This is a genomic window from Bartonella sp. AR 15-3, from assembly GCF_002022445.1.
Classification (GTDB): domain Bacteria; phylum Pseudomonadota; class Alphaproteobacteria; order Rhizobiales; family Rhizobiaceae; genus Bartonella.
This window is the reverse complement of sequence record NZ_MUYE01000001.1, coordinates 1328413-1353606: the sequence shown is the minus strand read 5'-3', so window position 1 is coordinate 1353606 and position 25194 is coordinate 1328413. Positions and strand designations below refer to the sequence as shown.

Below are 25194 nucleotides of genomic sequence, written 5' to 3'. Positions count from 1 at the left end.
AAAGATTAATGATGAAAGCAGAAACGTCCAAAAAAAGAGCGGTAAAAGGTGAAGAAAAAAAATCAGTTGCTCGTTCAGGCGTAAAAAAGATTTCCTCAGCAAAGTCGGCAAAAGGTCGCCAAAAATCTTCTAGTTTTGCGGATGTTGATTCTAAGACTGTTCGTCCAAAGGGATCTGTGGGTGAAATTAGGCAAGTTATAGGAGCTGTTGTTGATGTGCATTTTGAAGGAGAATTACCTAATATTCTTAATGCGTTGGAAACAGAAAATTTGGGAAATCGACTTGTTCTAGAAGTAGCTCAACATTTGGGTGAAAATACAGTTCGTACCATTGCGATGGATACAACAGAAGGTCTTGTTCGTGGTCAAAAGGTTTATGATACGGGAGCGCAAATTTGTGTGCCTGTTGGAGAAGCAACTCTTGGTCGTATTATGAATGTGATTGGGGAGCCTGTTGATGAATTTGGACCAATCATGGCGACTAAAAAACGTTCAATTCATCAAGAAGCTCCTACATATATAGAACAATCAACCGAATCAGAAATTCTTGTTACAGGGATTAAAGTGATTGATTTACTCGCACCTTATTCTAAGGGAGGAAAGGTTGGGTTGTTTGGAGGAGCTGGTGTCGGTAAGACCGTTTTAATTATGGAGCTTATCAACAATATCGCAAAAGCACATGGAGGTTATTCAGTGTTTGCTGGTGTGGGAGAGCGTACACGTGAAGGGAATGATTTATATTATGAAATGATCGAAAGCCGTGTGAATGTAGATCCGAGAAAACATGATTCAACTGCAGGCTCAAAATGTGCACTTGTTTATGGACAGATGAATGAGCCACCAGGGGCACGTGCACGTGTAGCACTTTCAGGTTTGACGATTGCAGAAAGTTTTCGTGATGAAGGGCAAGATGTGCTTTTCTTTGTGGATAATATTTTTCGTTTTACACAAGCTGGTGCGGAAGTTTCAGCTCTTTTGGGACGTATTCCTTCTGCTGTAGGGTATCAACCAACTTTGGCCACGGATATGGGAGCTTTGCAAGAACGTATTACAAGTACCAAAACGGGTTCTATCACGTCTGTTCAAGCTATTTATGTTCCTGCTGATGATTTAACTGATCCAGCGCCTGCTACTTCTTTTGCGCATTTAGATGCTACAACTGTTCTTTCTCGTTCAATTGCGGAGAAGGGAATTTATCCAGCAGTTGATCCACTCGATTCTTTTTCGCGAATGTTGGATCCATTGATCGTGGGTGAAGAGCATTATGCTGTTGCTTGTCAGGTTCAAACTATTTTGCAACGTTATAAATCTTTGCAGGATATTATCGCTATCCTTGGTATGGATGAATTATCTGAAGAAGATAAATTGTTGGTCGCGCGGGCACGTAAAATTGAGCGTTTTCTTTCGCAACCTTTCCATGTAGCGGAAGCTTTTACTGGTGCTCCTGGAAAGTTGGTTTCTTTAGAAGAAACTATTGAAGGATTTAAGGGGTTATGTGCTGGCGAGTATGATGATTTACCAGAAGCAGCTTTTTACATGGTTGGTTCGATTGATGAAGCAATTGAAAAAGGAAAACGTTTGATTGCAGAAGCTTCTTCATAAAAGGTGCTTTGTAATGAATGTTTGTCTTAGAAAGACAAGGGGTTCCCGTGGAAAATAAAAAAACAGAATCTTTCTTGTTTGAGCTTGTATCGCCTGAAAAACTTGTCTTTTCAGAAAAGGTGATGTCTGTTGTTCTGCCTTCAGTATCGGGATATTTAACGGTTATGGCTGATCATTCTCCTTTAGTGGTGAGTCTTACTCCAGGTGTTATTAGGGTTATATCTTCTTCGGGAGAAAAGGTGTTTGCTCTTTTGGGAGGGGTTGCAGACATTACATCTTCGGGATGCTCTCTTTTGGCTGAAACCGTTGTTGCCGTTAATCATTTATCTCTTCATGATCTTGAGCAGCGCATGGCAGAAGTTCGAGCTATGCTGGAAGAAAATTCAAGCGGTAACACTCATCATAAAGTGGAAGAGTTATTTCAGAAACTAACATCTGTGGATGGTGCCTCAACAGTAGCATAATGAAAAATGCGGGAATAAAAAAGATGCCTAACAAGGGGAATGATGCGGTATTTGCCGCAGAAGTTGGGCTTTCCCCTCATTCAGATGCTGTTTTTGCCGGACCTTTGCCAAAATGCTTCACTTATATTTTTGCTTCTTTTATTTTACAATGGGCTTATGGTTTAGGCGCCAATATGGTTCAGTCCAATATTATCGAGCTCACAGGAGATTTCAACACAACGCTTATTGAAACTACGTGGTTGGTCGCTGCTTATATGGCACCCAATGTAAGCATTACAATCATGTTGATTAAGATTCGTTATCAATTTGGCTTACGGAATTTTGCTGAACTATCGATTCTTGGATTTGTTGTAGTGTGTGTTTTACACTTGTTTGTTACGGATTTACGTTCGGCTTTGATTATTCGTTTTTTCGCTGGTATCGCTGCTGCGCCAATGGCTTCGCTAGCCTTTCTCTATATGATGGAGGCTTTTACACCGTCAAAGAAATATACTATTGGTCTCAGTTTAAATTATATGAATGCGGCTTTAGCAGTCCCTTTGTCTCGTTTGATTTCACCAAATCTTCTTGAAAATGGTGGGTTTTCTAGCCTTTCAGCAATGGAAATGGGGCTTGTTTTGATCGGTTTAGGATGTATTTTTTCTCTTCCACTTACGCCAATTGTTTATGACAAGGTGATTAAGAAATTAGATTGGGTAAGTTATAGTTTGATTGCGCTTGGACTTGGTTTAAATGCTATCGTAATGTCTATTGGCAAATGGTATTGGTGGACTGAAACGCTATGGATTGGTTGGGGGCTTGCACTTGCGGTTTTTTCTTTGACGATTGCCATTATAATTGAGCTGAATAGAGCAACTCCGTTGGTTGATTTACGTTGGCTTTTTAGCAAAGAAATGATCCAGGTTGTTTTGGTTTTGTTGGTGTTTCGCATTCTTTTATTAGAGCAATCAATTTTAGCTGCAGACTTCTTTAATCTTTCTGGTTTGTTGAATCGTAATATGGCTCCTATGTATCTTGCAGTTACTTGCGGTACCTTTTTAGGGGGCGCTATTTGTGTATTTTTTTTACGAATGGGTCGTGAAGATTATTTTTATCTTTTATCTTTATGCTGTTTAACACTGGGATCTTATTTAGATAGTCATGTGAGCCAGTTAACCCATCCGGTGGATATGATTATAAGTCAAGGGTTGATCGGTTTTGGTTATGCTCTTTTTTTGCCTCCTGCTTTATGTAATGGTTTTATTAAAGCGAGCGCGCGAGGGCCTAATTATGTTTTAAGTTTTATTGCGATTTTTTTGTTGGCACAAGTTACAGGAGGGCTTGTGAGTGCAGCTCTTTTTGGCAGTTTGCAATTTTTTTTCACGTGTCATCATTTTGAAGATTTAACACAAGAAATTACAACGACAAGCACACTTGTTTTCGATAAGATAAGTAATTTATCTTCTCCTTATAGTGCTTTAGTGTCTGATAATTTGGAGGGTGGGAAAACGATACTGAGTCTAACGGATCAGTTGAAATTGACAGCAAATATTTTGGCTTATAATGATGTTTTTCGACTTTATTGTTATATGTCAATGGTTGTTTTAATTATTTTTCTCCTCAAGATATTTTATAAATCATATTTTTATGAGAATTTTATGATGCTTTTCAAAAGTAAAAGTATGATCAGTAAGGGTGAGTAAAAAGGAATGATCAAATTTTTGCGATCAAAATCAACAATTGTTGCATTCTTATCTGGCATGATGGGCATTGTATTGATTTTATGGGCCTGGCAATTGCCGCCATTTGTTAGCACCCTTCAAAAAACGGATAATGCTTTGATTAAGGGGAATATTACTCTAATAAGTCCGCAAATTTCTGGTATAGTAACACGGGTTTATGTTCAAGATTATCAAAAGGTTGAAAAGGGAATGGTTTTATTTGAACTGGATGACACCCTTTTCCGGCACCAGCTTGTGCAGGCGCAAGCAATTCTTGAAGCAAAAAAGGCAAAACTCGCAAGCGTTTTATTACAGATTAAACTTTTAGAAAAGGAAATTAATACGCTAAGAACTAAAATGGTTCATTCTCAAAAATTATCTAAGAATGAATTGTCTCATCCTAAGAATTTAAATTCTCAAAAAGCTTTGCCATTATCTTCTTCTTCTCCAGATTTATCAGAAACATTTGAAACAAAAAGCCAGTTGCAGAAGAAATTGGAATTTGAACAACAAGGCTTGCAATCAGATATTGCAGGAGCAAAGGCGGGTGTTGAAGTAGCGGAGCTGAATTTAGCGCACACTAAAATTATCTCTCCTGCTGTAGGACATATTGGATCGGTTAGTGTACAAGTAGGACAATATGTAGTGCCTGGTATGCGGTTGGTTGCTATTGTTCCTGAGGATATTTGGATTATTGCTCATTATAAGGAAACACAGATTGCTGATATGCGTATTGGACAGCCTGTTGTTTTTTATGCTGATGCTTTAAACAATCAAAAATTAACAGGTCGTTTAGTGAGTTTTGCTCCTGCAACGAGATCAGAATTTTCATTATTAGGGACAGAGACTGCAAATGGTAATTTTATCAAAATTGCGCAACGCATCTCTATTCGTATTGCCATAGATCAAGAGCAGGAGGGAATTAAGAAACTTATTCCTGGAATGTCGGTAGTTACGTATGTTGATACAGCATCGCACCATTCTAGGAATTGAAATGTTCTCTTTATTCTGCGATCAACGGATTTTTAGTATGGTTTTTTGTTTTCAAGAATGGGGTAGGATTTTTATCTTATTTCGAGAGAAGATGATAGAATGCTGATTTTGGGTGGGTGGTAAAAATGATTCAATGAATCATGGAAAAGCAATGTTGGTGCGTTGTTAGTTTTTGCGCATGAGAAAATAGCTGGTTAAGACGAGGCCAGCAGTTAATAAGAGAGTTGTTTTAGGGTTGTCTTTTGCCTTCTTTTTTAACTCTTCAGCATGGTTATTGATGTGGTAAAGAGCATGGTTTCCTTTTAGTTTCCATTTTTTCAGCATTTTGGAGATGCTATCGAAACGATAGTTCTGAAGGGGCGGACGGTTGATAGTTATAAGCTCCTCTTGTAATTGCGCAATACGTTTTTTGATTTTATCATTTTTTTTGCAAAGGCTTTGAAATATATACATGAATCTGCTCCTCCTTATTTTAAATATTTTATAACAAATGTGCAAGATGGGAGTTGTCTGTGGACTTTGGTATAATGGATTGAAAATTGAAAGGTTGCATTTTTCTTTCTTAGCTTCTGTTGATTATTGATTTTTGATGTCTAAAAATAGAGACTCTTGAAAAAGTTTTCTAATCAATTCATTCTTTTGAATTGTGCTATGGTGGATATTATCATAAGGCTAAATAGGCTCAGGTTTTGAAAGTTTTGAGGAACTGATGGATGTAGCATATTATTTATCTAAACCTTTAGAGCGTCATCGATCTGTTGTTGTTGCAGTTAGTGATGTTATGATTGGGGGCGAGAATCCAATTGTTATTCAGTCTATGACGAATACGGATACGGCTGATGTTGATGCAACGGTCGCTCAAGTTGCTGCTCTTTGGCGTGCAGGATCTCAATTGGTTCGAATAACTGTTGATCGGAATGAAGCAGCAGCAGCTGTCCCTAAGATACGAGAGCGGTTGGAACGGTTGGGTATTTTTGTGCCATTGATAGGGGATTTTCATTATATTGGTCATACGCTTTTGGCTGATCATCCTGCATGTGCAGAAGCGCTTTCAAAATATCGCATTAATCCTGGCAATGTTGGTTTTGGTGCAAAAAAGGATAAGCAATTTATTCAAATTATTCAGATGGCATGCCATTATCGTAAACCTATACGGATTGGGGTGAATTGGGGATCACTAGATCATGCGTTATTAACACGGCTTATGGATGAAAATGCTCAGCGGGAAAAGCCTTTGTCTGTTACTGAAGTTATTCGGGAGGCTGTAGTTCAATCGGCACTTCATTCAGCTCTTTTGGCTGAAGAAACTGGTTTAGGACGGGAATACATTATTCTCTCTGTTAAAATGAGTGATGTACAAGATCTCATTGCTGTTTATACCATGTTGGCAAAACGGTGTAATTATGCTCTTCATCTCGGGTTGACAGAGGCCGGTATGGGGACAAAGGGAATTGTTGCTTCTTCTGTGGCTTTGGGAATTTTATTACAGCAAGGAATTGGTGATACAATTCGTATTTCATTAACACCTGAACCAGGCGGTGATCGAACGCGAGAAGTAAAAGTATGTCAAGAACTTTTGCAAGTTATGGGGTTTCGGCAATTTGTTCCTGTGGTTGCTGCGTGTCCAGGATGTGGTCGGACAACTTCGACGTTTTTTCAACAGTTAGCGCAAAAAATCGAAGCAGATTTGTGCAAAAATATGCCAGTTTGGCGTAATAAATATCCTGGTGTTGAAAGTTTAAAAGTTGCTGTCATGGGGTGTATTGTCAATGGACCAGGGGAATCAAAACATGCCGATATTGGAATTTCATTACCTGGGGTGGGGGAAAATCTAGCGGCTCCTGTTTTTATTGATGGGAAGAAAGTAAAGACTTTGCGTGGTCCTCATATTGCCGAAGAATTTGAAGCGATTTTAGGAGAGTATATTCACACACGTTTTGGGGTATAATTGATACAAGAGGGTTATGTTGTTCTATCTGCTTTGTTCTCTATTTTGCTGAGATATTTAAGGAAATTGTAGAAGAATGTATTAATGCCCATTTTGTATGAATGATCCAAAAGAATTATTTCATTCTACCTGCTTTTATTTTATTTATGATACCAAAAGAATGGGAAGTTTTAATTTTTACGTGTTGCAATAAAATGTGCTGCTTGTTTCAATGGGATCGCTTTAGCTCCAAAAGGAAGAAGAAGTTCTTCTGCTTTTGTGATGAGCTCATCTCGCTTTTTTTTAACTTCATCAAGACCATAAAGATTGATGAGTGTTGCTTTATTGGCTATTTGATCTTTTCCTACAGTTTTTCCAAGAATTTTTGTATGAGAAGTAAGGTCAAGAAGGTCATCTGTCAATTGAAAAGCTAAACCGATCTGTGTTCCAAAAGAGGCAAGTTTATCGGTTAATGTTTTAGAAGCTTGACCCATAATAGCACCTGCTTGACAGGCAAAACGTATAAGAGCGGCTGTTTTCATCTGTTGTAAAGTAATCGTTGCACTTTCATTTTGTGGTTTTTTTTCAGCTTCTAAATCGAGCATTTGTCCACCGATCATGCCACCAAGGCCAGCAGCTTGCGTGAGAGCTGTAATCAGATCAATTTTTGTTTTTGAAGAAAAGGAACAGGCTTTGTGGGCAATGATTTCAAAGGCAAAAGTGAGGAGTGCATTACCTGCTAAAATTGCGGTGCCTTCATCAAAAGCTGTGTGAACAGTGGGTTTGCCACGTCGGAGTGTATCATTATCTAGAGCAGGAAGATCATCATGAATGAGTGAATAACAGTGAAGGCATTCCAATGCTACGCCAATATCAAGAGAGTGTTCAGGAGGGATATCAAAAAGAGCCGCACTTTGAATAACCAAGAAAGGACGAAAGCGTTTGCCACCATTCAAAACACCATAGCGCATGGCATTGATGAGGATTTCAGGTCGGCTAATTTCACCATTTTGGGCTTTATGACTTAGAAGTATGTCGAGTCGCTTCTCAACATTATGAGCGTGTTTTGCAAGAAGAGTCGTGAATTCATGCATCATTTCTTCCTTTCTTCTTTGCAAAATGATAAGGTTCTTTTTATGATAAAAAAATGAAGAATAAAACGGTTATTTTCATGCTCTTAAATTTTGTGAAAAAATAAAAAGAGAGGAAAAAGTGGCGATGAGGAGAATGCGTTATGTGATTAGTTTTCTTGTGTTTTTATTTTTGTGTCCAATTATTTTGTTGTTGATTTATCGTTTGGATTTTGTTCATCCTGTTTCTACTTTAATGATGCGTGATTGGGTGAGTGATAAGAGATATAAGCGTGAATGGGTTGCACTTCCTGATATTGCATTTTCAGTACCGGCTGGAGTTATTATGTCCGAAGATGGGCAATTTTGTCATCATTCTGGTGTTGATTGGGCTATGTTGATCGATATCCTAGGAACGGATTCAAAATCTTTGCGAGGAGGATCAACAATCAATATGCAAATGATCAAAAATCTTTTCTTATGGCCTAATAGATCTTATATCCGCAAGATTATTGAAATTCCTTATTCTATTATGGCCGATATTATTTTATCAAAAAAACGAATTATAGAAATTTATTTGAATATTGCAGAATGGGGGCCTGGAATTTATGGAATAGAAGCTGCGGCTTTTTATTACTTTCATAAGCCTGCACGAAATTTATCTGTGCAACAAGCTGCAGCTCTTGTGGCAAGTTTACCCAATCCTTATTGGCGTAATCCATATCAACCAATCGATAATTTTGTGGCTTTAACCCGTATTATTGAAAAACGAATTCATTTTTCACGTGCTTATACACACTGTATTCATTGAAGAATAGTTAGAATTATTGAAAAGAAAAACAAAAAATTATATGAAAGTCTAGTCAAAAGATTATAATCAGTGTATAAGAAAGTGAAATTTTATTCTATTATTGACAGAAGTTGTCATTTTGGGCGTTAGTGCTTCTGTAGTGATGAGTGTGGAGTATCCTTTTATGGCTGTACCTAAACGAAAAACCTCTCCATCGAAAAGAGGTATGCGCCGTTCGGCTGATGCCCTTAAAGCGCCTACTTATATTGAGGATAAAAGTTCCGGTGAGTTGCGTCGCCCTCATCATATTGATTTGAAAACAGGGATGTATCGTGGGCGTTCAGTTTTGCCCGCTAAAGAATAAGCTATATACCAGATATCAAACAGGTTCATTGTTACAGATTTGGATTTAGTAAGCAAAAAACCTTTTCTATACTCTTATAGTTAGCTGCTTTTTCGTTTGAAAAAGAGGGCTTTTTATTGTTGTCGCAATTATACTTAATAAAAGTTCCGGTTGATTGCGTCACCCTCATCCTCATCATATTGATTTGAAAATAGACATATACCGTGGGTGTTCAATTTTATCTGTTAAAAGAATAAATTGTTTATCAGATGCCAATAATCAAGTTGATTGCAAATTTTGGAATTTGGGTTAAATGAACGGAAGGTTTTTTCACAATTTATATGATTAATCGCTTTTATGATAAAAACCTTTGTTGTGCTTATAATTTATTCTATAAAGCAATCATCTCTCTAAGAGAAAGAGATGATTGCGTGCATGCGAAGTTTATATGTTAAAAAAAATTTCTCAGCTTGCAATAAAGATTTTTTTATAAACCTAAAGAAGCAAACCTTGAGGAACAGATCAATTAATAACTAAAAGCTGATTTTTGCTAGTTTATTCTGTTATAATCAAAATTTTGCGGTAGATTACGCAGCGTAAACAGCATTACTCCCTTCATCAATTTCATTTTTAAATTCGCATTTTGATTTTTTAGTCAGGTATTTTTCTATTAAGTTTATCGCTTCCATTTCGGTAAGGCTATTGATAACAGCAATTTCACGGGCCATGCGATCGAGAGCAATGGTGTAGAGTTGGCGCTCTGAATAAGATTGCTCAGGTTGTAGATCTGAGCGGAAAAGATCGCGAACCACTTCAGCAATAGAAATGATATCTCCTGAATTAATTTTAGTATCATATTCTTGAGCTCGTCGTGACCACATCGTGCGTTTAATTCGTGCTCTTCCTTGAAGGATTTTAAAAGCACGATTCATAGAATCAACTGTAGATAATTTGCGCATTCCAGTAGAAAGGGCTTTTGCAATAGGCACCTTTACATCCATTTTATCTTTAGCGAAGTGGATTACAAAAAGTTTTAATTTATGTCCTGCAACTTCTTGTTCTTCAATCGCTATAATCTGGCCTACTCCATGGGTAGGATAAACGATATACTCAGAGGTTGAAAAATCTTTAGCACTAGAAGAGGTATTTCGAGGGGGTGCCATATTTTAATTTACTCCCTTTGTGACCAATAATGATATTGGCAAACAAATTAAATGCTTTAAAGCTAAATATCTTTGAACTGAGCGTTGAAGCTAAGTACTTTAAGATTAAATCAAAAATACTTTAGTAAAAAAAGCAAAAAAAATACTTAGCAAAATAGCCATATTAAAACTTTTTTAACACAAAAATTCAAAAGAATCAATCATTTCTATTAAGAATTTTGTGTGCACATTAAATAATTTAAACTTTTGGAAAGATCTCTTGTTCATAAAACGAGGTATTATTCACCACTGCCTGGATTCTCTGAAAAGTACGTTTCTAATTTATTGAGAACACCATCCATTTCTTTTGCTTGGGGGAGCGGGTCTTTTTTTGTCATTAAATTAGGCCATTTATTTGCATAGTTTAGATTGAGCTCCAGCCATTTTTCTAGTCCTGGTTCAGTATCTGGTTTAATGGCTTCAGCCGGGCATTCTGGCTCGCAGACACCACAATCGATACATTCATCAGGGTGAATAACAAGCATATTTTCGCCTTCATAAAAACAGTCAACAGGACAAACTTCAACGCAATCAGTATATTTGCACTGAATGCAATTGTCAGTCACAACATAAGTCAAGATCAAACTCCATTTTCCGTTTTAGGATCTTTAGAAGGGTTTATAAGCGTGCATCTTTATCACGTTTAAGTTGATCACGGAGCACAGCCAATTTAGCAAAAGGTGAATTGGAATCATAATTTTGTGTTCGCAATGATTTCTTGTGTAAGGAAGCAGTTTTCTTTTTATTATCTTTATAAGAATGTTGAGCTTTTAAAGGTTTTTTTTGAGAAGTGTTATAGTGTGTATTGCTTTCTTGTGTGGAAGTTTTTTTGTGCTTCTCTTGCTGTTTTTGTTTGGAGTTATCACGGTTCCGATAATGTTGCGTTTGTTGGGGATGATAACTCCACAATAAAACAGTTTTATTTTCTGCTGTATTTTGCATGTGCTTGACAAAATCCCCAACAGGCTCGGCTTTTGGTAAACAATCTGTGGCACAGGGGGATTGTTCAAGAGAAGAAGTCGTTTTTATTTCTGCTTGGAGTGTGTTGGACTGTTGTATTGTTTTCCAGAGATCACCGACACATTCTGCTTCAGGAAACAATGCTGTTGTTATTGAGGTATTATGAGAAGAGTGTTCGTGGGCAAGATTTTTTGTAGGCACAGAGTTATCATAACGATGCGATTGATAACCAAGCCCTTTAAGAATTTCGTTCATATCAGTCTCATTGGCACCAAGATTAGACATCATCGCTGGAGTGACAAAAAAACTTTTACCATCATAGGCACCATCTGGTTTTGGTTCTAATCCTGGTTTCCAATGCAGTGTAGAGCGAATAAGATTGGCAAGACGTTCTAGAATATCAATACGTACAGCACGGTTTCCTAGAATTTGATAACCCGCTAAACGATAAAGCGTTGGGTTATAAGTCGGGTCAACAACAAATGAGGTTCGTCCGTTGTTCAAAGCGGCTAATATTTCATTTAACCCGGTTTGATCACTGTTTTTATTTTTGAGACACCAAAGGAGTGTGAGTGCTTGAATTGGTGCTGGCTTGAGCATTCCCATAACATAGATATTAAAAGCACCGAAGCGAATGCCCAGCTGACGAAGATTTCTTCGTGCTTCTTGATCAAGGTTTTTAACTATTTGGGCGACACTACGACGGGGTAAAATGCCTAAAGAATTGAAAAGTCGTGAAGCAAATTGAGCTGTTGAATCTGTCAAATTATTAGCATTGCGTAAATCTAAGAGGGGTTTTAAAGTTGTTTCAAAATGAAAGATTACAAAACGCTCTAATCGCGCAATCACTTGGTCACGCGATTCGCCTGTTAATTGTACATCTGCTAAGAGAAGAACTTTAGGTTTTAAAATATCTGTTGTTGCAATTAGTTGTCCGACAGGTTGACCAATCCAGCGAATAATTCCGTCAGAACTGAGTGTAAAATCCCCATTAGCGGCAGCACAAAAACGTGTCGCACGTTTCGTAAAGGCAGCAATCAAACTTTCGTTATCGAAATTATTTTGTTCATCAGTTTCTTTATCTATATTGCTTTTATTTATATAAAAACGAAACCCTTCAAATCTGCCACTTCCACTTTTTTCAATAAGAACATCATCTTTGTGAATAATTTTGCTCTCCATGATCATCTTCTTTCTCAAAGTTTTATGGGGTCGAGGTTGTTCTTGATAATATTATTTCGCATTCTTTTGAGCATTTTAGCATGTTTATTGTACTTGCTTCAATGTGTTCTTATTGTCTTTTTGCAGGTATTTAAATTTTGAAGATTTTGTTTCATTTTTGAAATTTTCTTATCAATATACTATACAACTTTTAATTGTAATTATAGGGTTTAACTTTAAAGTTAAACTTTTATTTCACAGTTAAAGTGAGTGATAGAAGACACTCATTTCTATTTTATTTATCCTTTTTGATTTTTTTCTTTTTATTTGATTACGTTGTAAAAAACAAGCATTTGCAGGCATTCTATATTGTGAAAACCTCTGTATAAAGAAATAAATTTTATCTTTTTATAATAAGTTTTGGGGTCAAAGTAAAAAAAACAATTGCGATTGTAAAAATACACGTTAAAGTAGTTCTTTATAAAGTAAACAACTTTAAGGTTTGTTAGAGCGAATAAAGATGTCGTTATCAAAACAACTTAAAAAATAATTTTAATCGCAAGGAATTATTATGAGTAGTCATCCACATGTTGTGTATAAAAGCAGTAAGAATTCTAATAATGTTGATGCAAGTTTAGGACGTAGTATGATGCGTTCTGCAATGCGGGCTCCATATCTTGAACGAAAAAAAGAGCATGATTTAGCACTACGATGGAAAGACAAACGTGATGATGATGCTATGCATCAGATTGCAGCTGCTCATATGCGTTTGGTTATTTCAATTGCTAGTCGTTTTAAACGTTTTAAAATGCCTTTAGGAGATTTAGTTCAAGAAGGATATGTTGGGCTCTTAGAAGCGGCCGCACGTTTTGATCCTGAGCGTGAGGTGCGTTTTTCAACCTATGCAACTTGGTGGATAAGGGCTTCTATTCAAGATTATATCTTACGGAATTGGTCAATTGTTCGAGGAGGAACGAGCTCTTCGCAAAAAGCACTCTTCTTTAATCTTCGGCGTTTGCGCGCTAAATTAGCGCAAGATGATAATACTTTGACCAAACAAGAAATTTTTTCTGCTATTTCTGAAAAGCTTGGGGTTTCAGTGAATGATGTTGAAAAAATGGATTTCCGTTTTTCTGGGACGGATAATTCATTAAGTCTTTCTATTTCTGAGAGTGGTGAAACTCCAATTGCTAAAATGGATTCTTTAATAGATGATCATCCTCTTCCTGATGCTGTGATCGAGCAAGTAATTGATGGACAGCGACGGGCACAATGGCTTTATGAGGCCTTACAAATCCTCAATGAACGAGAACTCGAAATTATTCGTTTCCGCCGCTTAAAGGAAGAGGGAGCAACCTTAGAAGTACTCGGTGAAAAATTGGGGATTTCAAAAGAACGTGTACGCCAAATTGAAGCGCGGGCTTTGCAAAAGCTTCGTTGTGCTTTGTTAACAGTGAACTCTGCAGAAGTTTATCAAGTATAAGTATTGGATTCTTCTTTGAAAAAATCAAAATGATCATTGTTTAATGAGGAGACAAAAAATATTTTTATGTATTCATTCAGAAATGATTTTAACACGTGATCCTTCAAGAAGAGCTTGCGTTGGTGAAAGCCCATTAATCAGCCGAAAGAGTTTTTCTTTGTGTTGTGTATCTTGCATTTTATCTGAAAGGCTTAAAACTGTGTCTTTGTGTTGAACAGAAACAATACGGATTCTTAAAGGGGGTAATTTTCTCAGCTCTTGAGAGGAAAGGAAGTGAAAACTTTGGGTTGTATTTTTGGCGATGGCTTCAAAATTTTTGGAATGATGAGGGGCTGCTGTTAGAAAGCGGAAAACACGATTTTTAACGGGAATAACAGCTATATAAAATTGCCATTGTTCGTTAGTTGCATAGGCATGGGCTGCAGGTAAGCCTTGAATTGTTATGGGATGGACAGAGGCTTCATCAAGTCCAGCTACCCAACCGCTTTTCAAGTAATCACTTGCAGATGTGTTCGTGGGAAAAGGGATAGTATCAAAACGAATTGCAATTTTATCGGGACCACTTGCAATGACAGCTGGGGAAGAATTGTTTATGGTGAAATTGGTTGGGACAGAGAAAGTGATGCCCCATTTTGGATGAACAAATTTATTTTTTCGTATATATCCTGTATCAGAGTTACCGCCAAAGATCATGTTATTGATGCCATTAAGAAAGGTATCGCGATCAGTATTTTCAGTTTGAGGATCAGATTCGCTTATTTTACGGGCTTTATTGATAGCAAGGCGAATTCGTTGCGGGGTTGTAGGATGATGTGCTAGAAAGTCTAATGAATCATTTGTAGCTCCTGAGATGTTGTGAAAAGCCTTATAGGCTTCCATTGATTGCAAAAAGCGTGGAAAAGCAAATGAATCATATCCAGCACGATGAAGCATTTCAATTCCAATAGCGTCAGCTTCAAGCTCCTGATCCCTTGAAAATTGAGCTAGAGTTTGTTGATTTTTTACAGTGTTGTCCGATTCTACTTCAGAGGATAATTTAACATGTGAAGAAGCGCTATTCATGTGTTTTAATTCTACTTTTTTTTGTAAGCGCAAGATGCCATGATTAGCTATAATATGTGCTATTTCATGTGCTAAGGCAGCCGCAATTTCTGAAGAGTCATTAGCGAGTGCTAGCATTCCACGAGTTACATAAATATAACCTCCAGGTAAAGCAAATGCATTCACATGGGCTGAGTTTAAAATTGTGACATGATAGGTTTGATTAGGGTTATGTGAAACGGCAACGAGTTTTCCTATAATTTTTGCTAACATACGCTCAAGTTTTGGATTATTATATTCACCGCCATAGGTTTTTAAGATGCGGGGATGTTGTGCAGCACCCAATGTAGCATAAACATCGTTGTTGCTGGAAACAGCAGTTTTTATAGGGAAGTCTGAAGGATGTAAGTGATCATTCCATTTAAATTTTGTTTGACATGCTACAAGGAAAAGCAAGAAGCTTATGAGAAATATTCTATAGGTTGTATGGTAGGAAAAGAAACTTTTTTGAAAAAATCTAAACCCTTGAATCATTGCTTTTCTCATTTTTTATTATTTAGCTTTAAGATTTTGTATGCATTTTATACTTGAGAATTTTTATAAAGGATTCTTTAGATGTCTTCATGACTATAATCTATAGCAGGAATATATTAAAGGGCGTTTTATAAAAGGCGTAATATAGCATGAAAACATTTACGATATTATTAAATGGGGACATTTGTGTTACTCAACGTTTGCGTGACCAAATTTATAATAGTCGCATAATTGCTGCTGATGGTGGGATACGTCATGCTGAAGCATTATGCGTTGTGCCCGAATTATGGTTAGGGGATTTTGATTCTTCTGATCAAGATTTACTGCAGAAATATAGTCATATTACACAGGAATTTTTCCCTCCTGATAAAGATGCAACTGATAGCGCATTGGCTTGTGAGCGTGCTTTGCAGAAAGGTGCTCAACGACTTATTTTATGTGGTGCTTTTGGAGGGGAGAGAAGTGATCATGTTTTTTCTCATATGACTCAAGCAATTGCAATGGCAGAGAAAGGTATTGCAGTGTTATTAACCAGTGGTTATGAAGAAGGATGGCCAATTATACCACAATCTTTTTCTTGTGATTTGCCGAATGGGTGTCTTTTTAGTATTATTGGATTTTCTGATTTACAGGGTTTAACAATGTCAGGGGTTAAGTGGCCATTATTAGATAAAAATGTGTCTTTTGGATCTTCTTTAACACTCTCTAACCGTATTTGTGGAACTTTTTGTTGTCATTTATGTTCTGGTAAAGCTATATTATTGGCGTCTATACCTGTATCATAAATTTTTTGTATATATAAAATGAAATGAAAAGATAGGAGCAGGAAAATTAAGGGGACTATATAATAGTATAACATAATAGTATAACGTGATTTTAATCTTTAAAGTTTAATCTTTAAAGGAGAGAAAGAAAGGGTTTAATATGTTAAAACTAGTTTTAACAATGGCAGTTATTACAGTTGTTGGGTTAAGTTCGACGGCGTGTACAGTTTCTGAACGAAAAATTTCAGAATATGGTGTTGGTGGCGCTGCATTGGGCGCTTTAGCAGGTTCAGCAATTGGTGGTGGAACACTTGGATCAGTAACGACAGGTGCAGCTGTTGGTGCTATTGCAGGAACAGTAACAGGTGCTGCTGCAGTTCAGAAAAAAAATCAAAAGAAAATGTTACATCAGAGAGTAATTCAACAGTCTAGCTTATGCACCTATAGTGATGGAAAAGGTTATGTGTATAAAGCACCTTGTGCTTCTCAAACACCGCAATTGTGCACTTATACTGATCAAAGAGGGAAACGTTATCAGGCCCCTTGCCATTAATATTTTGAATGGCTATCCCACTTCTGCGGCTTGATCGTATTTTCTTAACCTTTGGAGGACATCCTTTACTCAATCAGGTGAGTTTATCAGTTGGTCAAGGTGAGCGTATAGCTCTTGTGGGTCGTAATGGGTGTGGAAAATCGACACTTTTAAAAATTGCTGCTGGATTATTAGAACCGAGTGGAGGCGAAGTTTTTCGCCACCCTCTGGCGACGTTATATTATGTGTCGCAAAATCCTGATTTTTCAGGATTTGATGATGTTAACGCTTATATACAAGCTGGTTTAAATGATACCCATGATAAACAATGGGTGAAAACTCTTTTGGGTAATTTTGGTTTTTCGGGTACAGAAAAGGGAGAGACGCTTTCTGGAGGAGAAAAACGCCGTCTCTCATTATTACAAGCAATTGCAGTGCAACCAGATATTTTATTGTTGGATGAACCGACCAATCATCTTGATTTACCAACAATTGAGTGGCTGGAGGGAATGTTATGTTCTTTACGGTCAGCAATTGTGGTTATTTCACATGATCGGAGGTTTTTGGAAACGGTGACGCGCTCAACAGTTTGGATTGATAGGGGCACAGCTAAAAGGGTTGAAAAGCCTTTTTCTGAATTTGAAAAGTGGCGTGATAAAGTACTCGAGGAGGAAGCACGTGATCAGTATAAATTGAACCGTCAGATTGAACGAGAAGAACAATGGTTGCGTTATGGAGTTACTGCACGACGCAAGCGCAATGTACGGCGGTTGGGAGCGTTAAAGGAATTGCGTCAGCGTTCTCAGAATTATAAAGGGCCTTTAGGAAAGGCATCGTTTGAGGCATCTAAAAATCAAGAATCTGGGCAACTTGTGTTGGAAGCTAGAAAGATTTCAAAGTCTTATGGTGATCGTATCCTTGTTAAGGATTTTTCATGGCGCCTTCAACGGGGGGATAGAGTAGGCATAGTTGGTCGAAATGGTGTTGGAAAAACAACATTGCTTTCTGTTTTGATAGGGCAGGAAGCTGCAGATCATGGAATCATAAAGCGGGGATATAATTTATCGATAGCTCTGCTTGATCAACAGCGTACTGTCAATGAAGAAGAAACATTAGCGCAGTATTTAACGGGAGGCAGAGGGGATACTTTTTTGATTAATGGGCAAGAGAAACATGTTGTTTCTTATATGAAAGATTTTTTGTTTTTACCAGAACAAGCACGCACACCGTTGAAGGAATTATCAGGCGGTGAAAGAGCCCGTTTAATGTTGGCACGTCTTTTATCTCGGCCTGCAAATTTTTTAATTTTAGATGAACCCACCAATGATCTTGATATGGAGACCCTTGATCTTTTGCAAGAATTTATTGCTGATTTTTCTGGAACAGTTTTGTTAGTAAGTCACGATAGAGATTTTTTGGATCGAACTGTATCTCATATATTGGCGCCTCAGGGAGATGGTCACTGGGTTTTATATGCTGGAGGATATAGTGATATGGAGGCGCAAATAAAAAAAGCTGCACTTTCTTTGCGTAAAGAGACGCAAAAACTAACAACTTTGGGGCAGAAAAAACAAATATCATTGCGTACAAAAACAGCACCATGTAAACTCTCCTATAAGCAAACATATGCTTTGGAAAAATTACCAGAACAAATTACTGCTTTGCAGAATGAAATCAAGAAAATTGAAGATTCTCTCGCTGATCCAGCGCTTTATTGTTGTGATAAAAATCGTTTTGAAGATTTAACCATAGCACTGGAAGAGAAGAAAAAACTCTGTGCGCAAAAAGAAGAAGAATGGCTAGAACTTGAACTTTTACGTGAAGAAATAGAACAAAAGCGCATCACCGATTAAGTCATGCCCAAGGCATTTTTATAAAGCTGGATTATTGCTTCTTCTTCAATTCGTTCATGATCTTCTTTCTTACGGAGTCTTATGATGCTACGGACTGCTTTACTGTCAAAACCAGATCCTTTAAGCTCCGTATACACATCTTTGATGTCATCAGAAATTGTTTTTTTTTCTTCTTCTAACCGTTCAATCCGTTCGATAAAACTACGCAATTGATTGACGGATATAGCTTGTGTAGTATCAAGCACATCGCTCATCGCATTTTCTCCGAATATATCGTTTGTTGGACTTTTGATAATAAACTATTATTGGAGATGCCTTAAGAAGGGGTAGAGAGTCAAGCTCTACGTTCTTTTTTATACATTGACTTTAATTTTTTTGTATAAACGAGCTGTTTACGTTGATGAAAAATATCAGGAAGTGGAAAAAGATGGAAAGAATTATATAGGGAGCTATAATTGTGAAAAAAGAGAAAAATGGATATTTTATTTTAATATTTACCTTGTGAAATTGAACTTCTGGATTTTAAAATGAATACAAGGAGCAAGAGCTGTGCTAAAAAAGCTTAGAATTTTATTCTTAAATATTCTTTTTCTGTTCTCTGCTTTTGAGTGGGCAAAAGCTGATTTTCGAGTTTGTAATACAACGCAAGAGGCTGTCGGTATCGCTATTGGCTATCGTACGGTTTCAAATTGGGTGAGTGAAGGTTGGTGGATTGTTCCAACAACAGAGTGTAAAACTTTAATCGATGGACCCCTTGAATCACGATTTTATTATTTATATGTCGAAAACACTCGAAAAAAAGGGAGTGGGATAGGGAAAGTTATGATGTGTGTGCAAGATAGTCAATTTACGATTGAAGGAATTCATAATTGTTTTGTAAGAGGGTTTCAAAGAGTTGAGTTTGAAGAAATTGATACCGGTGATCAAACCAATTGGATGGTGCAGTTAACCGATGAGCCTGTATTGCACGATTCAATTGCACCCAAATCCGCCTCTATATCTAAGGTTACATCTACACCCATATTTGCACTTTCTGCTAAGCCTCTTTCTATACCTAACTCTGTTTCTGCTCCTACATTTGTGCCTCCAAAATCATCATCATAAAATATATCATTGCATAAAGTGGAAATCGTTTCTCCTCTTGATGATATTTTGGGCACTCTTAATCTTAATGAGTGATAAATTTTAAAAAGCTGAGATAAAAGCTTGCTTCTTAATGTAAGAGTGTTGAAGGAAGCAAAGACTTTTCTCTTGGTCGAGAGGAGGTTCACTGGACCCACCTTGTTCTTACTGGGTTTCTTGATTATGTGCTGGCGCAGTTCTTTAAAGATCAGGACAAGCTTATATTTTATCTTTATTCCTGTAGAGAAGTCTTATCTTTATTTTCTCTGAGCAATTGATGGGTGATCTTTTCAATCCTTTTCGTTGTTTCTATTACAATTTTATCCATCATGCGGTCTCTTGTCTCATTTTTTTGGAGAAGAGCTATATAACTTTCTTGTAGTTTTTTATTTTCTCGTTTTATTTCTTCCATTTCATCCATAATCATAATACCAGCCATAAGAGAGAGACGCTGATCACCAATTTCACCAAAGTTTTTTTTAAGATGTACAATATATTGATCTAATTTAGCAGCCAGCTGAGTGAGGTACTCTTCTTGCCCTGCATCACAGGCCATACGATAAATTTTGCCATCAATTGTGACAGAAACGGTTTCCATTTGTTTAAACCTTTATCGATCAATCACAACACGAATTGTTTCCATAACTTTAATCAGTCGTTTGGAAATATCTTTATTGACTAGGGTCAACCGTTCTGTGTGCGCTTCGGCTTTATCAAGTTCTTGAGCAAGATGACTACGATCAGCATTCATTCGTTGAATTTCCTCTTCCCATTCGTTATTTTTGTCAATAATAGTATTGTGATTGATAACAGCGACTTCTAAATTTCTGAGTGCTTTTTCCAATTGTTCTAGAGTTTGTGGTAAAATAGCGGTCTCTTGGTCCATAATGAGTGTATTCCTTAACAGTCATTTATGCAAAAACGAATCACTTATATTTTTTTGTATTTTCTTCATTTTTAAAGATATAGGCTATTTTAGCAAGCAAAGCAGAAGATTGATGTGAATTAAGGACTGGATTATTTGACATTATAGGCAGAAGTGTGGTGTGCATAAGGGTTATAGAGAAAGATGATATTTTTGTTTATATGAGGTATATGTGCAGAGTGTACGCATATTTAAATAATTAGCGGCATAAGAACGGCATAAAGAATAATTAAAATAAGAGTAAGTTTTACAAAAAAGTGGTCTATCATTTATGACAAATAACGAAAAACAAAATCAAATGGCTCATGCTATTCGTTTTCTTGCTATTGATGCAATTGAAGCAGCCAATTCTGGTCATCCGGGTTTACCAATGGGAGCTGCGGATATTGTTACTGTTCTTTACACAAAATTTTTAGCCTATGATCCCCAAAATCCGCGTTGGCCTAACCGTGATCGCTTTGTCTTATCAGCAGGGCATGGTTCAATGTTGCTGTATGCTGTATTATATCTTTCTGGTTATGAGGATGTCTCTTGTGAGGATTTGCGCAATTTTCGTCAAATAGGATCTAAACTCGCTGGTCATCCAGAATATGGGCATGTCGCTGGGGTTGAAACAACAACTGGTCCTCTTGGCCAAGGACTTGCTAATGCTGTGGGAATGGCACTGGGAGAACGCTTACTTAATGCCCGTTTTGGGGAGTTGATTTGCCATTATACTTATGCTCTCGTAGGCGATGGGTGTTTAATGGAAGGGATTTCTCAAGAGGCGATAAGCTTAGCAGGACATTTAAAGCTCAATAAGCTGATTGTATTTTGGGATGATAACGATATTTCGATCGATGGGCTATTTCATTAACCGATAGTACAGATCAAATAGCGCGTTTTAAAGCATCTGGCTGGAATACTATCAAAGTGAATGGGCACAACCAAACTGCTTTAATACGAGCTATTGAGGCTGCACAAGCTTCTGATAAACCAACTTTAATTGCCTGTAAAACAACGATTGGTTTTGGAGCTCCTAATAAAGGAGGAACGAATAAGGTTCATGGCTCTCCTTTGGGAGCAAAAGAAATTGACGCAACCCGTAAAGCTTTGCAGTGGGAAGAAGAACCATTCGTCATTCCAGCGGATATTCTTGATAGTTGGCGTTTGGCTGGTTTGAATGCTGCAAAAAAACGAAAAAAATGGGAAGAAAAATTGCTTGCTTTATCTGTTACAGAGCGGGTTGAGTTTGATCGATTGATGCGGGGTGATCTAATTGGAAATTTTGAGAATGTTATTGATGATTATAAACAAAAATTAGTTGTTGATCGCCCTGTTGTTGCAACCCGTAAAGCCTCTGAAATGGCGCTGGAAGTTATCAATGAGGTTGTTGAGGAAACAATTGGTGGTTCTGCTGATCTTACGGGATCTAATAATACGAAAACAAGTCAGATGAAAGCTATCTCTGCGGATGATTTTTCGGGCCGCTATCTCCATTATGGGATTCGTGAACATGCTATGAGTGCGATGATGAATGGTCTTGCGCTTTATGGTGGTTTCATTCCTTATGGTGGAACCTTTTTATGTTTTTCAGACTATATGCGTCCTGCAATGCGTTTGTCATCTCTTATGGGGTTGCGGGTTATTTATGTAATGACCCATGATTCAATTGGTTTGGGTGAGGATGGTCCTACCCATCAGCCGATAGAGCATTTAGCAGCATTACGTGCGCTTCCGAATCATTTTGTTTTCCGGCCAGCAGATGCTGTTGAAACACTCGAATGTTGGCAATTGGCTTTAAAGGCAAAAAAGACACCTTCTACTTTGGCTTTAAGTCGGCAAAATTTACCTCTTGTACGTCAAGAATATACAAAAGAAAATCTCTGTATGTTTGGGGCATATGAATTATTAACAGCCAGTGATGATGCTCAAGTTACACTATTTGCTTCTGGTTCAGAGGTGCATGTTGTTGTCAAAGCGCACTCTGTTTTAGAAGAAAGTGGGATTCCAACACGGGTGGTTTCTGTTCCTTGTTTTGAATTATTTGCACAACAATCTGCTGCATATCAAAAAGCATTAATTGGTGAGGCTCCAATTAAAATTGCCGTTGAAGCAGCTGTTCAGCAAGGGTGGGAGCGCTTTATTGGCTGTGACGGAGTATTTATTGGAATGAAGGGATTTGGAGTAAGTGGACCAAGTGATGCTCTCTATAACCATTTCGGTATTACCTATGAAGCTGTTGTGGCGATCGTTAAAGAAAAGCTTGAAAAGATTAATAAGGAAGTAATGATATGAGTATTCGCGTTGCAATTAATGGATTTGGACGGATTGGACGTAATATTTTACGAGCCATCGTTGAAAAAAAACGCCAAGATATTCAGATTGTGGCTCTTAATGATTTAGGATCAGTGGAAACAAATGCTCACTTATTGCGCTACGATTCAGTTCATGGGCGTTTTCCTGCTCCTGTTAAGGTTGTGGGGGATAGTTTAGATGTTGGGTGTGGTGCGATTAAAGTTATCGCTGAACGTGATCCGACAAAATTACCGTGGAAATCTTTAGATATTGATATTGTTCTCGAATGTACGGGGCTTTTTACAGCGCGTGATAAGGCATGTTTTCATTTAGAGGCAGGGGCAAAACGTGTTTTGGTTTCTGCACCTTCTGAGGGGGCTGATTTAACCGTGGTATACGGAGTCAATCATCAGGCGTTGAGCAAAGAGCACCGTGTTGTTTCTAATGCTTCTTGTACAACGAATTGCTTAGCTCCTGTTGCACAAGTACTTCATAAAGCAATTGGAATCGAAAAAGGGTTTATGACAACGATTCATTCCTATACTGGGGATCAACCTGTTTTAGATACAATGCATAAAGACCTTTATCGTGCGCGTGCAGCAGCTCTTTCTATGATTCCCACATCGACAGGGGCTGCTAAAGCAGTGGGGCTGGTTTTGCCAGAATTAAATGGTTTGTTAGATGGAGTATCGATTCGGGTCCCAACACCGAATGTTTCTGTTGTGGATTTGACGTTTACTGCTAAGCGTTCCACGACTGTTGAAGAAATTAATACGGCTATTCGTACGGCTGCTAAAGGGTATCTAAAAGGGATTTTGGATTACACAGAAGAGAAACTTGTCAGCAGTGACTTTAATCATGATCCACATTCAGCAATTTTTCAGAATGATCAAACTAAGGTGATTGATGGGAAATTGTGTCGCATTTTGGTTTGGTACGACAATGAGTGGGGTTTTTCAAATCGGATGAGTGATACTGCTGTAGCTTTTGCCAAGACATTGTGAAAGGAGGATTTTTGATCCTTTTTATGTCCCATAAAAAAAGAGGGTGTTTTGGAAAAAAGAAATCTGATGTTTTTTAAGAGCATCAAAAAAATATTTTCAAGAAAGAAAAATGGTGAAAAAGTGCTATGAAGGTTTTGAAAATATAAAGAACTGATGACAGTGAGCTAAATGTGTACGTCTAAGAGAAGAAGAGTGTTTTCAAGGATAAAGAAGAAGAGAAAATAGGGATGAAATTTCAGACACTCGATGATGTTGATGTAACAGGAAAACGCGTACTGGTGCGGGTGGATTTCAATGTTCCAATATTGAAGGGGCAAGTGTGCGATGCAACACGGATTGAACGCCATAAAGACACAATTGTCGAACTTCAAAAGCGTGGCGCTAAGGTTATTATCCTGTCTCATTGTGGTCGTCCCAAAGGACAATTTGTTCCAGAATTTACAGTGCGTCCCGTCATTGAGGCCCTCGAAAAAATCATAGAACAGCCGGTTTTGTTTGCAAGTGATTGTATAGGAGATGTAGCTCAGAGCGCAGCAGGTACAGTGCAGGAGGGGCAAATTCTTTTGCTTGAAAATGTGCGGTTTTATCCGGGAGAAGAAAAAAATGATCGTTCTTTTGCTAAAGCTTTAGCGCACAATGGGGACCTTTATGTGAATGACGCTTTTTCTGTTTCTCATCGTGCTCATGCTTCAATAGAAGGGATTACACATTTATTACCTTCTTACGCAGGGAGGGCATTACAGAAAGAATTGCAAGCCTTAGAGAAGGGTCTTGATTGTCCAACGCATCCAGTAATAGCAGTTGTTGGAGGGGCTAAGGTTTCTAGTAAGCTTTTTGTTCTTAATCATTTGGTTGAAAAGGTTGATTATTTGGTTATTGGTGGTGGTATGGCCAATAGTTTTCTAGCAGCACAAGGTGTTTCTGTTGGTAAATCATTGTGCGAAAAAACGCTGATGACAACAATAAAAGAAATCATTGAAAAAGCACATCAGAATCACTGTACACTCCTTTTACCTTTGGATGTTATTGTTGGATTTCATTTTGAACAAGAAACACCACATCAGTGTTATGCTCTTGAGGAAATTCCTGAGGAAGGAATGATTTTGGATATTGGTCCTCGTTCTCTTGCGCATATTCAAGCAGCAATTGATAAGGCAAAAACTCTTGTCTGGAATGGTCCGCTTGGCGTTTTTGAAATGTCTCCCTTTGATCAGGGAACGGTGGCGGTAGCACGGTATGTCGCAAAACGCAGTCAGCAGGGACAATTGGTATCCATTGCTGGAGGAGGAGATACAGTTTTTGCGTTGAATCATGCAGGTGTTGCCAATGATTTTACCTATCTTTCAACGGCAGGTGGAGCGTTTTTAGAATGGATGGAAGGGAAAGGTCTTCCTGGGATTCTTGCTCTTCAGCAGGTGTGAAGGGAAAAAGCATCCAATGACTTTGGC

The 25194-nt window shown here is 37.7% G+C and carries 23 protein-coding genes and 1 pseudogene; 15 read left to right on the top strand and 9 right to left on the bottom strand.

Translation table 11 applies throughout. The annotated features are described in order from the left end of the window. Positions 1–8: 8 nt before the first annotated feature. The 4 genes from atpD to BAR153v2_RS06105 are packed head-to-tail and all read left to right on the top strand — an operon-like array spanning position 9 to position 4758. Complete coding sequence (gene atpD / locus BAR153v2_RS06120) at positions 9–1601, top strand: F0F1 ATP synthase subunit beta (RefSeq protein ID WP_078680736.1); 1593 nt, start codon at positions 9–11, stop codon at positions 1599–1601. Between the two features lie 47 nt (positions 1602–1648). Continuing rightward, the gene (atpC, locus tag BAR153v2_RS06115) at positions 1649–2065 is read left to right on the top strand and encodes an ATP synthase F1 subunit epsilon (RefSeq protein ID WP_198934329.1); all 417 of its coding nucleotides are present in this window, start codon (positions 1649–1651) and stop codon (positions 2063–2065) included. Between the two features lie 23 nt (positions 2066–2088). Further along, positions 2089–3747, top strand: coding sequence for an MFS transporter (locus BAR153v2_RS06110; RefSeq protein ID WP_078680976.1), 1659 nt, complete (start codon positions 2089–2091; stop codon positions 3745–3747). Positions 3748–3753: 6 nt separating this feature from the next. Beyond that, the gene (locus BAR153v2_RS06105; protein ID WP_078680734.1) at positions 3754–4758 is read left to right on the top strand and encodes an HlyD family secretion protein; all 1005 of its coding nucleotides are present in this window, start codon (positions 3754–3756) and stop codon (positions 4756–4758) included. A gap of 165 nt (positions 4759–4923) precedes the next feature. Here BAR153v2_RS06105 and BAR153v2_RS06100 read toward each other — a convergent pair whose 3' ends face one another. Continuing rightward, a complete protein-coding gene (locus tag BAR153v2_RS06100) occupies positions 4924–5211 on the bottom strand; it encodes a hypothetical protein (protein WP_078680733.1) in 288 nt (95 codons plus the stop codon). Between the two features lie 256 nt (positions 5212–5467). Between BAR153v2_RS06100 and ispG the strand changes: the two genes are divergently transcribed. Next, complete coding sequence (gene ispG, locus BAR153v2_RS06095) at positions 5468–6706, top strand: flavodoxin-dependent (E)-4-hydroxy-3-methylbut-2-enyl-diphosphate synthase (RefSeq protein ID WP_078680732.1); 1239 nt, start codon at positions 5468–5470, stop codon at positions 6704–6706. Positions 6707–6876: 170 nt separating this feature from the next. Here ispG and BAR153v2_RS06090 read toward each other — a convergent pair whose 3' ends face one another. Next, positions 6877–7779, bottom strand: a complete 903-nt coding sequence (locus tag BAR153v2_RS06090; RefSeq protein WP_078680731.1) for a polyprenyl synthetase family protein — start codon at positions 7777–7779, stop codon at positions 6877–6879. A gap of 124 nt (positions 7780–7903) precedes the next feature. On the opposite strand from BAR153v2_RS06090, the gene mtgA reads away from it, so the two are divergent. Both mtgA and rpmF read left to right on the top strand, forming a co-directional pair. After that, the gene (gene mtgA / locus BAR153v2_RS06085; RefSeq protein WP_244548661.1) at positions 7904–8566 is read left to right on the top strand and encodes a monofunctional biosynthetic peptidoglycan transglycosylase; all 663 of its coding nucleotides are present in this window, start codon (positions 7904–7906) and stop codon (positions 8564–8566) included. 163 nt (positions 8567–8729) lie between these two features. Beyond that, the gene (gene rpmF / locus BAR153v2_RS06080; RefSeq protein WP_035006774.1) at positions 8730–8909 is read left to right on the top strand and encodes a 50S ribosomal protein L32; all 180 of its coding nucleotides are present in this window, start codon (positions 8730–8732) and stop codon (positions 8907–8909) included. Positions 8910–9475: 566 nt separating this feature from the next. Here the strand turns inward: rpmF and BAR153v2_RS06075 are convergent. The 3 genes from BAR153v2_RS06075 to BAR153v2_RS06065 all read right to left on the bottom strand — a co-directional run bounded on the left by BAR153v2_RS06075 (position 9476) and on the right by BAR153v2_RS06065 (position 12232). Then, positions 9476–10051, bottom strand: a complete 576-nt coding sequence (locus BAR153v2_RS06075; RefSeq protein WP_078680729.1) for a CarD family transcriptional regulator — start codon at positions 10049–10051, stop codon at positions 9476–9478. A 278-nt stretch (positions 10052–10329) separates the two neighbouring features. Beyond that, on the bottom strand, positions 10330–10668 hold the full coding sequence (fdxA, locus tag BAR153v2_RS06070; RefSeq protein ID WP_078680728.1) for a ferredoxin FdxA: 339 nt from the start codon (positions 10666–10668) through the stop codon (positions 10330–10332). Positions 10669–10708: 40 nt separating this feature from the next. After that, positions 10709–12232, bottom strand: a complete 1524-nt coding sequence (locus BAR153v2_RS06065) for a hypothetical protein (RefSeq protein ID WP_078680727.1) — start codon at positions 12230–12232, stop codon at positions 10709–10711. 550 nt (positions 12233–12782) lie between these two features. Between BAR153v2_RS06065 and BAR153v2_RS06060 the strand changes: the two genes are divergently transcribed. After that, on the top strand, positions 12783–13694 hold the full coding sequence (locus BAR153v2_RS06060) for an RNA polymerase factor sigma-32 (protein ID WP_078680726.1): 912 nt from the start codon (positions 12783–12785) through the stop codon (positions 13692–13694). A gap of 72 nt (positions 13695–13766) precedes the next feature. Here BAR153v2_RS06060 and BAR153v2_RS06055 read toward each other — a convergent pair whose 3' ends face one another. Then, positions 13767–15269 (bottom strand): M48 family metalloprotease, encoded by a 1503-nt coding sequence (locus BAR153v2_RS06055; protein WP_078680725.1) that lies wholly within the window; start codon positions 15267–15269, stop codon positions 13767–13769. Between the two features lie 149 nt (positions 15270–15418). On the opposite strand from BAR153v2_RS06055, the gene BAR153v2_RS06050 reads away from it, so the two are divergent. The 3 genes from BAR153v2_RS06050 to BAR153v2_RS06040 all read left to right on the top strand — a co-directional run bounded on the left by BAR153v2_RS06050 (position 15419) and on the right by BAR153v2_RS06040 (position 18418). Next, positions 15419–16054 carry a thiamine diphosphokinase gene (locus tag BAR153v2_RS06050; protein ID WP_078680724.1) on the top strand — a complete coding sequence of 212 codons (636 nt, stop codon included), beginning with the start codon at positions 15419–15421 and terminating at the stop codon, positions 16052–16054. A 139-nt stretch (positions 16055–16193) separates the two neighbouring features. Next, positions 16194–16586: a glycine zipper domain-containing protein gene (locus tag BAR153v2_RS06045; RefSeq protein ID WP_078680723.1), complete on the top strand. Its 393-nt coding sequence runs from the start codon at positions 16194–16196 to the stop codon at positions 16584–16586. Between the two features lie 8 nt (positions 16587–16594). Continuing rightward, positions 16595–18418: an ABC-F family ATP-binding cassette domain-containing protein gene (locus BAR153v2_RS06040; protein ID WP_078680722.1), complete on the top strand. Its 1824-nt coding sequence runs from the start codon at positions 16595–16597 to the stop codon at positions 18416–18418. Here the strand turns inward: BAR153v2_RS06040 and BAR153v2_RS06035 are convergent. After that, the gene (locus BAR153v2_RS06035) at positions 18415–18672 is read right to left on the bottom strand and encodes a DUF2312 domain-containing protein (protein WP_078680721.1); all 258 of its coding nucleotides are present in this window, start codon (positions 18670–18672) and stop codon (positions 18415–18417) included. The genes BAR153v2_RS06040 and BAR153v2_RS06035 overlap by 4 nt on opposite strands. 295 nt (positions 18673–18967) lie before the next feature. On the opposite strand from BAR153v2_RS06035, the gene BAR153v2_RS06030 reads away from it, so the two are divergent. After that, positions 18968–19522 (top strand): DUF1036 domain-containing protein, encoded by a 555-nt coding sequence (locus BAR153v2_RS06030; RefSeq protein ID WP_339373811.1) that lies wholly within the window; start codon positions 18968–18970, stop codon positions 19520–19522. A gap of 250 nt (positions 19523–19772) precedes the next feature. Here BAR153v2_RS06030 and BAR153v2_RS06025 read toward each other — a convergent pair whose 3' ends face one another. Together BAR153v2_RS06025 and BAR153v2_RS06020 are read right to left on the bottom strand one after the other, a co-directional pair. After that, entirely contained in the window at positions 19773–20138 is a 366-nt protein-coding gene (locus BAR153v2_RS06025; protein WP_078680719.1) for a cell division protein ZapA, read from the bottom strand. A gap of 12 nt (positions 20139–20150) precedes the next feature. Further along, entirely contained in the window at positions 20151–20426 is a 276-nt protein-coding gene (locus BAR153v2_RS06020; protein ID WP_078680718.1) for a DUF4164 domain-containing protein, read from the bottom strand. Between the two features lie 310 nt (positions 20427–20736). Between BAR153v2_RS06020 and tkt the strand changes: the two are divergent. The 3 genes and pseudogenes from tkt (at position 20737) to pgk (ending at position 25167) form a co-directional block, all read left to right on the top strand. After that, a pseudogene (gene tkt, locus BAR153v2_RS06015) lies at positions 20737–22742 on the top strand (transketolase). Further along, a complete protein-coding gene (gap, locus tag BAR153v2_RS06010; protein ID WP_078680717.1) occupies positions 22739–23746 on the top strand; it encodes a type I glyceraldehyde-3-phosphate dehydrogenase in 1008 nt (335 codons plus the stop codon). The pseudogene tkt and the gene gap overlap by 4 nt, the downstream one beginning before the upstream one ends. 227 nt (positions 23747–23973) lie before the next feature. After that, positions 23974–25167 (top strand): phosphoglycerate kinase, encoded by a 1194-nt coding sequence (gene pgk / locus BAR153v2_RS06005; RefSeq protein WP_078680716.1) that lies wholly within the window; start codon positions 23974–23976, stop codon positions 25165–25167. Positions 25168–25194: the final 27 nt, after the last annotated feature.